Origin of the sequence: Legionella jordanis (assembly GCF_900637635.1) — a bacterium.
Classification (GTDB): Bacteria; Pseudomonadota; Gammaproteobacteria; order Legionellales; family Legionellaceae; genus Tatlockia; species Tatlockia jordanis.
Map to the genome: position 1 here is coordinate 1,204,160 of NZ_LR134383.1, position 14,476 is coordinate 1,218,635.

Sequence of the window (14,476 nt, forward strand, 5' to 3'; positions counted from 1 at the left end):
ACGAGTTAATCATAGGGAGTGTAGAGTATGTCTGGAATCTTAAACATAGCCTCGCTAAGCCTGAATGCCTTTCAGACGGCATTTCAAATCATAGGCAACAACATTGCCAATGCACATAACAGTGGTTATTCAAGACAAACTATAGAATTTGCCCCTACGCCGGCTTATAAGTACGCGGGATCCTTTATTGGCACTGGTGTAATGGTCTCCAACGTCAAGCGCAATTTTGACCAGTTTGCCACCCAACAAGTGCGTGAGACGTTAACCTCAAAAACCGAATACGACACCTTTTATCAACAAGCCTTACAAATCGATAAACTTCTCTCGCAAGAAGGGACGAGCGTTTCTGCCAGTTTGCAGAATTTCTTCAATGCATTGGCGCAGTTGAATCAAGCCCCAGACAGTGTGGCGTCTCGAGACGTAGCCATTAAGCAAAGTGAGTTGTTGGTTGATCAATTTAACACCATGCAACTTAGGCTTGATGAATACCAAAGCAATAGTGGCGCCCAAATTCAAGAAGCCATTAGTCACATTAATCAAATCACCGCAAACATCGCTGATGTGAATAAACAATTGAGCAGTATGCCTGGTGCTCCGGAATTATTAGACAAACGGGATGAGCTGCTGCGTGAATTATCTCAATACACCAATGTAACGGTTATCGATCAGGGCACTACAGGAATTAGTGTCGCCATTGGTACGGGTGAGATGCTGGTGATGGGGAGTGAACACAGGAATTTAGCAATTAAAACCGATGCGACTGATCAATTAGGGACAAAAATAGTAATCGATAATGGTTCCGGACAAATTGAAATCACTGCAAATTTAAAGTCCGGCATGCTTGGAGGATTGCTCCATTTCCAACAGGACGTTCTTGGGCAAGCGAGCCAACTCCTGGGCCAATTAGCCATTGGTTTAGCTTCAACGTTTAACGCTCAGCATCGATTAGGCATGGATATGAACAGTCAGCTGGGAAAAGATTTTTTTACCGATTTCAATCAAATGTCCTTCCAGTTGGCGCGTTCTATCCCTGCCACATCCAATACAGGAACTGCGACACTTGCTGTACAAATTTCTGACATTGGTCAGACCAAGCTCAGCGATTATGAACTTCTGGTTACGGATGCAGCAACCAATGAAGTGAGAGTCATTCGTAAATCGGATGGACAATCGACTGTTTTAAACTGGACGGATACTCCCCCCGCACCGCCTGCGGGGCAAATTGTTATCGATGGAATGACCATCACCGTTGATAATGTAGCCAATTTAAATAATGATGATCATTTCAACCTAACACCAACCCGAGGCGCTGCCCGCGATTTGGCCTTGAAAATCAGTGATGCTAGGGAAATCGCCTTTGCCTCACCCATACGTACTCTGGGCGCATCCAGTAATACAGGTACTGGGCAGATTAGTTTAGGTGATGTTTTTAATACCACAAGCGTAGCGAAGGATTTTCGCATAGATTTTATATCTGACACGCAGTTTAATCTGGTGAATGTCACCGATGGCATAACCACAGGACCGATCACGTTTACCCCGAATTCTGACAACAGCTTATTGATTCCGGATTCGGTAAATCCATCTTATTCAGTTACCCTTTCCGGTGCACCTAAGGCTGGAGATAGTTTCACGGCATCTTACAACAGCGGTGGCATCGGTGATAACCGCAATGGCCTGAAATTAGGGGCTTTGCAGCAAAATAAATTATTTGAGGGAGGCACAGAAAGTTTATTTGACCGCTACTCCAACCTCATTGCACAGGTCGGTGGAAAAACTTATCAAGCTAAACTTCGTAGTGATGCGGCCGATATATTGTACCAACAAGCAGTCGATTTTAGAGACAGTAAAAGCGCGGTTAATTTGGATGAAGAGGCAACCCTTTTGTTAAAATTTAAAGAAGCTTATCAGGCTGCAAGTAAGGTCATGGCCATTTCCGGGCAAATAATGGATGTACTATTTGATGCGATGAGGTAGATATGCGAATTTCAACCAATCAGATTTTTAATCACGGTTTAAACAGCATGATGTCTCAGCAAATCGAGACATTAAAATTGCAACAGCAACTGTCATCCGGTAAAAAAATACAGTCTCCTTCGGATGATCCCATCGCCGCGTCACAGATTGATTTAATGAACCAAAGAATCGCAGCTACGACCCGTCTTGAGCAAAACCGTGATGGAGCTGTCAGTGCATTAAATTTTGAAGAAAGTGCATTGAGTAACATCATCGGGGTGGTGCAGCGAATTCGCGAATTGCAACTGCAAGCCGGCAATACGTCTCTCTCTGAGGAAGATAGAAAAGCCTTGGCTGAAGAGGCACAAACACTATTGGGTCAACTTCAGGGCTTAGCAAATAGCCATGATACCAATGGCAATTATTTATTCAGTGGCAGCAAAACCTCAACTCAACCTATCAGTAGAGACGTTGGTGGTCAATTTGTTTACAATGGTGATGAAACAAAGAGATTTCAGGCCATCAGTAGCGGTTTGAATATAGCCATTAATGATAACGGCGCTGATTTATTCATGAAAATACGAAATGGAAATGGGTTCTTTACGGTTACGCCCTCAGCGATACCCAATACCGGCAGTGCGGCTGTCAATTCAGGCTCCATTGTGAACGTTGCTTCTTATGTTCCTGATGATTATACCTTGCAGTTTGTGTTAAACACACAAAACCAGTTGGTTGTTATGGTCAGTGGGCTTAATTCAGGGCCGGTAATTCCTCCTACAGGAAATCCGGACGATGCGCCGCTCTATCAAGAAGGGGCAGCGATTACCTTTAACGGCATTCAAGTGACAGTTACTGGTAAACCAGATGCCAATGATAGTTTTACCATTAAACCATCTGTCAATGAATCGCTTTTTTCCACAGTGGATAGAATGGTAATTAACCTAAAGCGTCCATTTCTAACAGCAAGAGACAAAGCCACGGTCGCTACAGAGAATAACCAGATTTTGGAACAGCTTGATAATGCTTTAGATAATTTGCTGGCACATGAGGCTGAACTGGGAGCCCGTTTAAATCAATTGGATGTGGCAGAACAAGTCAATGGCGACTATCTTCAAACCAGTGAGGAAAGCTTATCTTCTTTGCGGGATGTCAACCTACCTGAGGTTGCTGTTAAATTGGAATTGCAAAAAGTCTACTTGCAAGTTGCACAGCAAAGTTTTGCTCAGATCCAGGGTCTGACGGTATTTAATTATCTGTAACAACGTTGCTGGACCTTTTAAAACCCAATACGGAGTTCTTTACCTAGAGCCTTTTGAATTGATCTTCTGGGTGAGGATTACAATATCTTTCAATAAGTTATAACACTTGTTCAAAACTCTCTTATGCTCTAAATTATGCCTTTCACCATTGGAGGGAGTATATATGCCAGCTTTTTTCGAAAAAGTTTCAAATCTGCTATTTCAACATAATGCAACTCTTTTAGATTATCAAAAGAATAAAATTGCGTTTGATCCCAAAAATCAAAATCATGTGAAGCTGGTTGAGTCATGCACCCAGTCTGTACAGAGAGAGTTGCTTAGGTTGCAAGCCATAGACCTTAAAATGACCATTGCATTTTCGGTTGCTGCTTTGGCTTATAGTTTGTCCTGGATATTACCTTTTTGTCCTTTAGCTTTTGCAGCCATGGCTTACGGAGCCTATCAGTTAGGCCAACGCACCCACGTGTATGCCGAATACAACGAAGCTCTTGAAAATTTAGCAAGATGCTGCATTTGGACATTGGGTGAGGTGAGTAATGAACAGGTCATACAAGCTCAAGCCATTCAGGACATGATTACGGTGTTGGCTCCACTAACAAATGCACAACAGCTAAAGGATTTCATCGATGATAAATATGAAGATGGCATCGTAGAATATGGTGAGAAAGTTAAACAGGCCTCCACTTTTTTGGATTCTGAATTGGATCAGGAACAAAGGCAGCTTTTTTATAAAATCTATGGTTACAAACAGGGCAGCTTTATGGACATTTTGCAGGGTATTGGTTTTGCCATTCGCGGACTTTTCCAAAATATCAAACAGGCACTGAGCCGAGATAATCACTCTACCCATCTTGCTGTCAACTAATTTTTATAGATAACGCGGCATTTCATTTTGCTGCGTTATCTTTACTGCTGTTTCTGAGGGATAGATTAATTTTCTTCCAAAGCCTTAAGTTAAATTGAACCTTAATCCTCATTAAAGTGGACCTTAGTAATCCTTGTTTCATTGGAAAATGTAAGCGGTTGTGATAAAAATATTAAATTGTAAGGATTACAACCAGCTCCCCCTATGGAAGAAAATCTTCTGACTGTTGCCTTGGCTTTTATTGAAGGCTTTGCATTAATTATTTCACCCTGCATTCTTCCAATCTTGCCCATTGTACTTGCTGGATCTCTAAGCGGTAGCCGCGTGCGTCCTTTTGGAATCATTATAGGATTTGTGGTCAGCTTCTCTCTGCTTGCTTTTTTTTCACGACAACTTGTCCAGTATGCGGGGCTTAATTTAGATTTACTACGCTACCTGTCTTACAGCGTTCTTGTGCTTCTTGCGATAATCATGTTTTTCACTTCATTAAGCGAGCGATTTAGCTATTTGGTTAACCGCTTAATAGGGGAAAGCCGTTTTTCGCAAGCGAATCCATCACAAGGCGGATTTTTAAGTGCGCTTTTTTTTGGGGGTTTAATCGCTATTATATGGACCCCTTGTGCAGGCCCAATTTTAGCCGCTGTTATTGTGCAAACGGTTTTACAAAAAACGACGATCATTAGCTTTTTTATACTCTTAAGCTTTGCCTTAGGCGCTGGGTTGCCTATGTTGATCATTGCACTTTATGGTATGCAACTGGTGAAAACCTTCCAATTTTTTAAAACCAAGGCTCAATTATTTCGCAAAATCTTAGCGGTTATTATTATTTTGGCGGTCGCTTTCATGGTTTATCAAGATACCGCACTAACCACGGGAACTGCTACAACAACCATTAAGACTGCCAATTATTTGGAGGATGCCCTCTGGATTCCCTATAAGGCTCCTCCTATCGAAGGCATAGAAGCGTGGATTAATTCCAAACCCTTACAGCTTTCACAGCTTGAAGGCAAAGTGGTACTTATCGATTTCTGGACCTATTCCTGCATTAATTGTTTGCGTACCCTGCCTTACCTAAAAGGCTGGTATCAAAAATATCAAAAAGATGGACTTATAGTTATTGGTGTGCATTCACCAGAATTTGATTTTGAACGCAAAGCAACAAACGTTGAACAGGCGGTTAAACGCTATGGCATCACTTATCCAGTAGCCCTTGATAATCAATTCGTGACTTGGAGAAATTATAAAAATAATTATTGGCCAGCGCATTATTTAATCGATAAAAACGGCAAAGTGGTTTATGAGCATTTTGGCGAAGGAGATTATGATATTACGGAAAACAATATTAGATATCTTTTGAGGATAAAATCAGCTGCCGTCCCAAGCTTTTTAGGTGAAGACAATTACTCAATATCGCAAACTCCTGAAACTTATCTTGGCTATTACAGAGCTGATAAAGATGTAAGTCCTGCCTTAGTCAAAGACACAGAGAATCAATATCAATTTCCCACCCAGCTTCCGGTTAACGCCTGGGGCTTGCAAGGAGGTTGGAAAGCAGAGGCCCACAATATTCTTGCAACCCAGAAAGATGCCGCAGTGAAAATTCACTTCAAAGCCAAACAAGTATTTGTGGTCATGGGTAACGCTACAACTCAGCCGATTAACGTAAAAGTATTACTCAATAATGCATTACTAACTGCAGAGGCTGCTAGTGATGTCCATAATAGCAATATTGTCGTTAATAAAGATTCCTTATATGAAGTTATTTCATTGGTAAATGTTTCTGAAGGGGTTTTAGAACTTATAGCCAGTTCTCCTGGACTTAGGGTTTACACGTTTACTTTTGGCGGGTAGGGGATAGGAGTTCTTTAGCTGCCTTGTACTGTACTTTTCGATCCTGCTCAAAATGATTAGATTGAAACCGACACTAGCTAATCTGCTGCTGTGAAAGTGAAATTAGAATTCATTGCCTTTTCATTTGCAGATATTGCACGGCGTTAAATCCTCTTCGTTTCGTCCTATCCACAAGGATAGACATAATACAGTTTGGGAGCTCCAAATGTCCTAACTCATTTTACTGGTGAGAAAAACCATGCAATAAAGAGGCATTCTATGTTTTCTAAAAGTACCAAATCAGTTCTACTACTAATTCTATCTTCAGAGCCTCTCAGTAATTTTGGTCACCCAGTTGGTCACCGCAATGGGATACGATAGGGTCCTTCAAAAATTACACCTCGTAAGCCATTGATTCATTGGCGTCCCGGAGAGGATTCGAACCTCCGACCTGCCCCTTAGGAGGGGGCTGCGCTATCCAGCTGTGCCACCGGGACTTATTGGCAAGTCTAGCGTTATCATTAAGAAATAACAATGATCTTCTAGTAAAAGATGAGGTGGGGCGAAGGGAGAGTCCTCTTTACATTTCCACACAATTTTCGGCCCCGGGTTGTATGGCTCGACAAAAGGAGAATTCTTTGGTTTGGCCGAGATGCTTTCGCTTAGCATTTCGGCTTACCTTCAAAGTACTTACATTCCCATATAATTAGGCCCACCGCCACCTTCCGGTGCATGCCAGACAATGTTCTGCTTTGGATCTTTAATGTCACATGTTTTGCAGTGGATGCAATTTTGAGCATTGATTTGCAATCTTGGTCCAGACTCTTCCTGCACAATTTCATAAACTGCTGCCGGGCAATAACGACTTTCCGGAGAAGCGTATTGCAAATAATTCACATCAATTGCTAATTTCGGGTTGCGAAGTTTTAGATGACAGGGTTGGTTTTCTTCGTGATAGGTATTAGTTAAATACACAGAAGACAAGCGATCAAAAGTTAAAATCCCGTCGGGTTTTGGGTAATCAATTTTTCGTGCCTTATCGGCTGGAATGAGGGTGCTATGATCGGCGTGATTTTTCAAAGTCCAAGGTGATTTGCCGTGGCTAATATAAGTTTCCCATGCGGCATTTGCTAACCCTAACCATAGTCCAAAACGAAAACCAGGACGAATGTTTCTGACCCTATATAATTCGTCAGCAAGCCATGAGCGTTTGAATTCCTCCGGATAGCTGTTGAGTTGGGTCTGGGTTTCTAAAGAGGGCTCTTTCAAACTGTTATAACAAGCTTCAGCTGCTAACATCGCAGATTTAATTGCAGCGTGTATCCCCTTAATTTTGGGAACGTTTAAAAAGCCTGCAGCGTCGCCAATCAAAGCGCCTCCCGGGAAAATTAACTTCGGTATGGATTGCCAACCCCCTTCGTTCAAAGCTCGAGCCCCATAGGCAATGCGTTCACCACCCTCCAACGTCGGGCGCACGAAAGGATGCGTTTTAAATCTTTGGAATTCAGCGAAAGGGTTCAACCAGGGATTTTTATAATCAAGGCCAACCACATAACCAATCGCAACACGATGGTCGGATAAATGATAAATGAAAGAACCACCGTAAGTTCCTTGATCCAGGGGCCAACCAAAAGTATGGATGACTGTGCCCCGTTTATGCTGTTCTGGCTTCACTTGCCAAATTTCTTTAATCCCGATGCCATAAGTTTGTGGTTGAATATTGTCGCGCAAATGAAATCGACGCATCAGATTTTGGCTTAATTGTCCGCGGCAGCCCTCTGCAAAAAGAGTTTGCCGGGCATGAAGATGCATTCCAGGTTGATAATTTGCTGTTTTATTCCCAGCTTTATCAACGCCAACGTCTCCGGTGGCAACGCCAATTACCTCTCCTTTGGCATTGTATAAAATATCAGTGGCGGCAAAGCCAGGATAAATTTCACAGCCTAAACTTTCAGCTTGGGTGGCTAAAAACTGGCATAATTCTCCCAGGCTAATAATATAATTTCCCGGGTTTTGCATGGGTTTTGGCGTTGGAAAACGGAAATGGCGATTTTTGGTTAGTAAATAAAAACCATCCTCGCTAACCTCCGTATCAAGAGGAGCTTGCTGCCAGCTGTCGGGTAACAGTTCTTTTAGGCTTCTGGGCTCTAGTACCGCACCGGATATGATATGAGCACCAATCTGTGCCCCTTTTTCCAAAATGCATACACTTAGCTCTCGATTATCGCTAACAGCAAGTTGTTTGAGTTTAATCGCTGCAGACAAACCGGCAGGGCCTCCGCCAACAATGACAACATCATATTCCATTGTTTCGTGTTGCACACCCGACTCCTTTGGCTTCAAAAAGGAAAGATAATGGCTGGTATTGGTCTTAAGATCAAGCGATGAGAATGAATTAACATGTTAAATTTCGAGTGAAGTCAAAGCTTTGATAGCTAATGTATGGCTGGTCGCAACCAGCCTATTTGATTATCAGCGGCCACTTCCTCCCATGCCGCCTGTTCCTGCATAGCCGCCAGGTCCGCCACCGCCATAATCGTCGCTGCTTCCAACAGGGTGGGCTCCACAACCACTAAGGGCTAAGCAAGTTAAAAAAATTAGAAGGATAGATGTCCATATTTTTTTCATAATCACTCCATACAAATTCTAATTGAATGCCGTCTCGCGCGTATCTTCTAAACCAGGCACTAACGTCTGTATATAATGATGCTCATTAGGCAAAAAAGAAAGATAAGATTTTGAATTTTTTTCAAAATTTCCTGGGAACAAATCTGAAAACCACAAAAAGAAAAAAATTCTTATAAATCAGCACTCTAATAAGAATTTAATTTTTGTAGTAATGAGTTCCCGATGAATAATAAAAATTATTTGAAATCCTGTAGAAAAAACTCGTCAAATACCGTATAAATTGATGGTCGTACTCAAAGTATGAATTTAATTTGTGCAATTATTAAAAGGATGAGAGCATGACACATAAAACGCGAACCATCGCGCTAGGCTGTGTTCTATCATTTAATGCCCTGGCAGGCACTTATCTACCCGCGATTTCACTCGAAGAGAACCAGGGTAACCGATGGTCAATCCTGGCCAGTTTAGGCTACAGTCAATTTGAACATGTATACAGTGATGACGGCCAGACTGCACTCGGACGTTTGGCAATTGGGGCTGAGCTTTTGACCACGACAAAAACTGCTTTTGGTTTGGAAGTCGGTGTACAAAATGGTAATCACATGCGGGTAAAGCTGCCAGCTGATACCATTGACCTTGTTGGCGGTGTAGTGCGTACGACTGTAAAACCCATGTTGGATTTTTTATTAACTGCTAATACGATTCCCATTAGTGAGAGCTTGTTATTTGCACAACTTAAGGGTGGAATTGCCTACCGCCAATGGCAAATGGAAAGGAATTTCATAAGCAATAAAACGGAGTTGGCAGGAGAAGTTCAAGCAGGTTTTGGCTATCCGCTTACTGAAGTAACCAGCCTAAATTTACTATACCAGGGTGTTTTTGGGGGCAAGGCTAGATTTCATCCTCCATTGAATGATCCAGGGTATTTTTCAAGTATACCTACACAGCATGGTATTTTGTTTGGTTTTTCCGTGATTGCTTGAGTAAGCATCCTCGAGTCTTTTTTTAGATCAGTTGCAAAACAGCCCCTCGTTATTCAGAAGGGGCTCAGAAGTTCTCTTTAGCTCAGGACGAGCTTAGATCATTAATTTTCGATGGTGAATGAACCTATGTTCGGTCCAGCTAATTCACGGTAAAAAGGGTTTTCAGAGTGAAATTGAAAACACAATTTCATCAGTTCGGCTAAAGTTTTTACTTGCATTTTTTGCATGATGCGGGCTCGATGCGCTTCCACAGTAGATATCGCGATTGAAAGGGCATAAGCAATTTCTTTATTCAACTTCCCTTCAAGGATCAGATGAAGCACCTGCTGTTCACGTTGCGTTAATGTCTCAAAACGCTCTGAAAAATCATCTACAGAAATAACTTTTGGTTTATTAAGACATTTTTGAATTGTTTCTAATAAATTTTGTTCATTGAATGGTTTTAATACGAAATCAATAGCCCCAGCTTTCATAGCTCGTACAGCCATTGGAATATCACCATAGCCGGTTATGACGATAATGGAAAGATGATTGGCCTTGCTGTTGATGTGCTCAATTAATTCAAGTCCGCTCATGTGAGGCAAGCGAACGTCTACAATCAAACAACCACGTTCTTTAGGGTCAAAATTATCTAAATAGCTTTTCGGGGAATGGTAGGTTTTTACAGGTAAATTGATTGTTTCACATAGCCATCTTAGAGAATTACAAATGGCCTCATCGTCATCAATGATCGTTATATTTAGCTTATCTTCCTTCATACTATACTTCTATAAGAATGGTTAAAAAATCTAACTGATTTATTTATCATGTGTCAGAATAAACGAATGAAAAAATTTTTAAATAGTTAAACAGAAAAATAAGGAAAATCTTGGAATAATGAGGAAAACCCTAATTTGTAAAAATCCAAGTAATTGTATCTTATAAAGCAAATAATTAGCACAGTAAATGGGCTAAAGAAAGGAGTCTACTTTGCTCTCACATTATATTGTTGTTATTGGAACTTCTGCGGGTGGGCTAAGTGCGCTAAAGGGTTTATTAGCACCATTACCTGTAGATTTCCCAGCAGCCTTATTTATCGTCAAGCATATCGGAACGAGACCCCACTCATTACCCCAGCTGCTTCAAAGGGTTTGTAAATTAAATGTGCGGGAAGCCACCCATAATCAGAAAGTTGAACCGGGTAAGGTCTACGTCGCACCGCCTGGCTTGCATATGATTATTTCTAATGGACGTATTCAGCTCAATGCAGGTCCTCGTATTAATTATTGCAGGCCTGCGATTGATCCCCTGTTTTATTCAGCTGCGCTTTCAAATGGACCGAGAACCATAGCTATTCTCTTGAGCGGGATGTTGGATGATGGTAGTGCAGGATTAGCCGCCATCAAACAATGTAATGGTATTGCTATGGTTCAGGACACAACCGAAGCTGAATACCCGGATATGCCAAGAAATGGGTTAAAAAATGCGTCTGTTGATTATTGTTTGCCAACAATCGAAATGGCTGATGTCCTACAAGGGATAGTATCTACTTCTTTGAAAGGGAATGAGGCTTCAATTTGTCCTGAGTCCGAACGGATAAAAATTGAAACTGAAATGCAATTGTCCCACAATGCATCCGAAGAAAAGTTAAACCAAATCGGTGTGCCATCTGATTTTACATGTCCTATATGTCATGGCGCATTGTGGAAGATAAATAATAAACAAATTAATCGCTACAGTTGCCGTGTGGGACATGCGTTTGGCCTAGACAGCCTGGTTGATGGTTATGAAGTAAGTACAGAAGAGGCTCTATGGGCGGCACTAAGGGCCTTGCAAGAAAAGGAAGAGTTATTTAAAGCCATTGCGGAAAAAGCTCAAAGAGACAAATCCGGTTATGAAAAAAATTTTTCGGAAAGAGCCAAACTAACTGAAAAACACGTTAAAATATTGCGCTCCATTTTGGAAAATGAAAATGGGTTTAATAACAAATAAATTCTCACCTGCTGCCTAATTCTGGTCGATTTTTGATGAAAAATAATAAAAATATGAATGGTAATTCTGCGGTTAAAAAGAACAAATCAAACAACAAAATTACAAGTTTCGAGAAAAAAAATCCCCCAGGCGATGAGTTATTTATTGTAGCAATTGGAGCCTCTGCAGGGGGGCTAGAGACGTTGAAGGATATGTTTTCAAAGTCCTTCTCAAATAATAATATTGCTTTTATAGTGATTACGCATCTCAGCACCGAACACATAAGTCTTTTGCCGCAATTGTTGCAGTCGTATACGCCTTTAACTGTCAGTCCAATCAGGGATAAAACTGTTGTTAAGGCCAATCACATTTATGTGCTGCCCCCCGGATTTAATGTCTCAATTCAACAGGCCGTTTTAAAGTTGCATGAGGTTAAATCAACTCATGATTTAAAAATGCCGATAGATTATTTTCTGAGATCGCTAGCTAACGACCAGAAGCAAAAAGGAATCTGTGTCATATTATCAGGTACAGGAACCGATGGGACGATTGGATTACGAACCTTAAGGGAGCAGGGTGGGTTAATCATCGTGCAAAGTGCCAAGTCAGCTCGCTACGATGGCATGCCAAAGAGTGCTATTAGTACAGGATTGGTCAACTACATCCTCGAGCCTGAAGAAATTTTCCCCTTCATTTTGAAATACATTGCCCATTTGAAAAACCAACACATTTCCCTACCCGATAGTATTTCGCAAGAAATCACGAAAGTCTTGATTTTGCTCAATGATCATACTGGCCATGATTTCTCACTGTACAAGCCCAATACAATATTTAGACGCATTCAAAAGCGGTTAGCTATTTTGCAAATTGATAATCTGGCGCTTTACATTAAGTATGTTCAACAAAAACCAATGGAATTGGACATTCTCTTCAAAGAGCTACTGATTAATGTAACCAATTTTTTTAGAGACCCTGAAGCATTTGATATTCTAAAATCAATCATTCGTGAAAAGGTCCTTAAGGACAAACCCAATAATTATACCTTGAGAGTTTGGGTCCCTGGCTGTGCTACAGGTGAAGAAGCTTATTCGTTAGCCATATTACTTCACGAATGCCTTGAGCAGCAAAAATCTTTATGCAATGTACAAATCTTTGGTACCGACATTGATGAGGACGCAATTGAGATTGCACGTGCGGGTTTATTTTCGCCGAATATTGTGAATGACTTATCTAAAGAGCGATTGGCTCGTTATTTTATAAAAGAAGGAGACTCTTACAAGGTCAGTATTGATATTCGAAAAATGATTATTTTTGCAATACAAAACCTGGTTAAGGATCCTCCTTTCACCAAATTAGATGTTTTAAGCTGTAGAAATCTGCTGATTTACCTAAATGCGCAATTGCAAAAGAAAATTCTGCCACTGTTTCATTACAGTCTTAAACCGCAGGGCATATTATTTTTAGGCACCTCAGAAACCATTGGCGGGTTTTCTGATTTATTTACGATCATTGATCGCAGATGGAAAATTTTCGAACGTAAGGGTGGGGCATCTTCATTTCATTCTGTCCTCGATTTGCCTGCCCCCCTACCTGTATCTGAGATAAGCGAAACAAAGACAATGGAAAAAAATATGTATGAAGTCGAACCCAACCTATCACATTTGGTTGAGGAAATTTTACTAAAAAAATATACCCCTGCCTGCGTTATTATTGATGATAAAGGAAGGATTCTCTACATTTACGGCCGGACAAGTCCTTTTTTAGAATTTCCTCCTGGAGAAGTGAAACTTAATTTTCTTGAAATGGTTAGACCTGAACTGCGTTCGAAAGTCTCTCAAGCAGTACGAAGTGCAAGCATGGAGCAAAAAGAAGTGATTTGTGGAGCCCTACAATACCGTGAAGAAAAGGACGCTCATTATATCAATTTAAAGGTTAGGCCGCTTAAAGAGGCAGAAGCTTTCCATAAAAAATTGTATCTGATTATTTTCGAAGAAATCCTGGCATTTGAGCACAATAATGACAAAGCTGACAAATCAAAGAGCCCTGATGATTTGGATAAAAAAATTATTCAACTTGAGCAGGAGTTAAAGTATACCAAGGAAAGTTTACAAACCACCATTGAAGAGCTTGAGACTTCAAATGAGGAATTAAAATCGAGTAATGAAGAGCTGCAATCAACGAATGAAGAATTGCAAAGTACGAACGAGGAGATTGAGACTTCCAAAGAAGAATTGCAATCTTTGAACGAAGAATTAACCACAGTGAATGCTGAACTTGAAAGCCGTATTGAGCAATTATCCAGTGCGAACGATGATATAAAGAACTTATTGGACAATACAGAAATTGCCACTGTATTTTTAAACAAAGAGCTATGCATCAAACGTTTTACTCCCAAAGCAACTGAAATCATCAACTTGATTGCATCGGATGTTGGTCGACCCCTTGGACATATCGTATCCAATCTGCAGTATGATCGATTAATTGATGATGCGAGGTCGGTCCTCCAATCGCTTGAACCAAAAACTAGCGAAGTATTGGATAAACATGGTCATTGGTATGTGGTTCGAATTATTCCCTATCGCACAGTGACAAACATCATCGATGGGGTAGTAATTACTTTCCTCAATATTCATGATCAGAAAAAAGCAGAAATTGAAGTTGCAAAGCTGAAAGGTGAATCTGAAACTCTTAAAGAAATTATTACTCTCACTCTTAATTTTATTGCGGAACCTGCATTAATTCTTCAAGATGGTGATAAAATTATTTTTGCAAATAAAGCTTTCGAAAGCAATTTTAAAATTGAAGGCTCTGCTCTGGTCAACCACTCACTACAAAAACTCAAGGTTGACTGGAATAAAAAGCTTTTAAAATCAAGTCTGGAAAGCTTACAAGATCAAATAAAAAGCGAATGTTCGAATTTGGAGATGTTTCCAGGGAAATTTTATTCTTTATCAATGCAAAGATATTCACAATTCATAATCCTTGTGATGCATCCCTGCAAATGA

Annotated in this window: 10 protein-coding genes and 1 tRNA gene; 7 read left to right on the forward strand and 4 right to left on the reverse strand. The window is 40.7% G+C overall.

Annotated elements, in window-relative coordinates; all coding sequences use genetic code 11:
• Window positions 1-27 precede the first annotated feature (27 nt).
• The 4 genes from flgK to EL203_RS05490 all read left to right on the forward strand — a co-directional run bounded on the left by flgK (window position 28) and on the right by EL203_RS05490 (window position 5,931).
• The gene (gene flgK, locus EL203_RS05475) at window positions 28-1,977 is read left to right on the forward strand and encodes a flagellar hook-associated protein FlgK (protein WP_058470131.1); all 1,950 of its coding nucleotides are present in this window, start codon (window positions 28-30) and stop codon (window positions 1,975-1,977) included.
• A 2-nt stretch (window positions 1,978-1,979) separates the two neighbouring features.
• A complete protein-coding gene (gene flgL, locus EL203_RS05480; protein ID WP_058470130.1) occupies window positions 1,980-3,215 on the forward strand; it encodes a flagellar hook-associated protein FlgL in 1,236 nt (411 codons plus the stop codon).
• Between the two features lie 163 nt (window positions 3,216-3,378).
• The gene (locus tag EL203_RS05485; protein WP_058470129.1) at window positions 3,379-4,080 is read left to right on the forward strand and encodes a hypothetical protein; all 702 of its coding nucleotides are present in this window, start codon (window positions 3,379-3,381) and stop codon (window positions 4,078-4,080) included.
• A 204-nt stretch (window positions 4,081-4,284) separates the two neighbouring features.
• Window positions 4,285-5,931: a cytochrome c biogenesis protein DipZ gene (locus EL203_RS05490; RefSeq protein ID WP_058470128.1), complete on the forward strand. Its 1,647-nt coding sequence runs from the start codon at window positions 4,285-4,287 to the stop codon at window positions 5,929-5,931.
• 399 nt (window positions 5,932-6,330) lie between these two features.
• Here the strand turns inward: EL203_RS05490 and EL203_RS05495 are convergent.
• The 3 genes from EL203_RS05495 to EL203_RS14330 form a co-directional block, all read right to left on the reverse strand.
• A tRNA-Arg gene (locus tag EL203_RS05495) sits at window positions 6,331-6,407 on the reverse strand.
• Window positions 6,408-6,600: 193 nt separating this feature from the next.
• Complete coding sequence (locus EL203_RS05500; RefSeq protein ID WP_058470127.1) at window positions 6,601-8,232, reverse strand: electron transfer flavoprotein-ubiquinone oxidoreductase; 1,632 nt, start codon at window positions 8,230-8,232, stop codon at window positions 6,601-6,603.
• 150 nt (window positions 8,233-8,382) lie between these two features.
• The gene (locus EL203_RS14330) at window positions 8,383-8,538 is read right to left on the reverse strand and encodes a hypothetical protein (RefSeq protein ID WP_156413813.1); all 156 of its coding nucleotides are present in this window, start codon (window positions 8,536-8,538) and stop codon (window positions 8,383-8,385) included.
• Window positions 8,539-8,876: 338 nt separating this feature from the next.
• Here EL203_RS14330 and EL203_RS05505 point away from each other — a divergent pair, with 338 nt between their 5' ends.
• Window positions 8,877-9,521, forward strand: coding sequence for a hypothetical protein (locus EL203_RS05505; RefSeq protein WP_058470126.1), 645 nt, complete (start codon window positions 8,877-8,879; stop codon window positions 9,519-9,521).
• A gap of 101 nt (window positions 9,522-9,622) precedes the next feature.
• On the opposite strand, the gene EL203_RS05510 is transcribed toward EL203_RS05505, so the two are convergent.
• Complete coding sequence (locus tag EL203_RS05510; protein ID WP_064108324.1) at window positions 9,623-10,279, reverse strand: response regulator transcription factor; 657 nt, start codon at window positions 10,277-10,279, stop codon at window positions 9,623-9,625.
• Window positions 10,280-10,490: 211 nt separating this feature from the next.
• Between EL203_RS05510 and EL203_RS05515 the strand changes: the two genes are divergently transcribed.
• Entirely contained in the window at window positions 10,491-11,492 is a 1,002-nt protein-coding gene (locus EL203_RS05515) for a chemotaxis protein CheB (protein ID WP_058470125.1), read from the forward strand.
• 35 nt (window positions 11,493-11,527) lie between these two features.
• Window positions 11,528-14,476 (forward strand): CheR family methyltransferase, encoded by a 2,949-nt coding sequence (locus EL203_RS05520; RefSeq protein ID WP_232004030.1) that lies wholly within the window; start codon window positions 11,528-11,530, stop codon window positions 14,474-14,476.

Excerpts from the sequence above, each read along its gene's own strand:
- flgK (WP_058470131.1), top strand. The coding sequence starts at position 28 with ATGTCTGGAATCTTAAACATAGCCTCGCTAAGCCTGAATGCCTTTCAG.
- flgL (WP_058470130.1), top strand. The coding sequence starts at position 1,980 with ATGCGAATTTCAACCAATCAGATTTTTAATCACGGTTTAAACAGCATG.
- EL203_RS05485 (WP_058470129.1), top strand. The coding sequence starts at position 3,379 with ATGCCAGCTTTTTTCGAAAAAGTTTCAAATCTGCTATTTCAACATAAT.
- EL203_RS05490 (WP_058470128.1), top strand. The coding sequence starts at position 4,285 with ATGGAAGAAAATCTTCTGACTGTTGCCTTGGCTTTTATTGAAGGCTTT.
- EL203_RS14330 (WP_156413813.1), bottom strand. The coding sequence starts at position 8,538 with ATGAAAAAAATATGGACATCTATCCTTCTAATTTTTTTAACTTGCTTA.
- EL203_RS05505 (WP_058470126.1), top strand. The coding sequence starts at position 8,877 with ATGACACATAAAACGCGAACCATCGCGCTAGGCTGTGTTCTATCATTT.
- EL203_RS05510 (WP_064108324.1), bottom strand. The coding sequence starts at position 10,279 with ATGAAGGAAGATAAGCTAAATATAACGATCATTGATGACGATGAGGCC.
- EL203_RS05520 (WP_232004030.1), top strand. The coding sequence starts at position 11,528 with ATGAAAAATAATAAAAATATGAATGGTAATTCTGCGGTTAAAAAGAAC.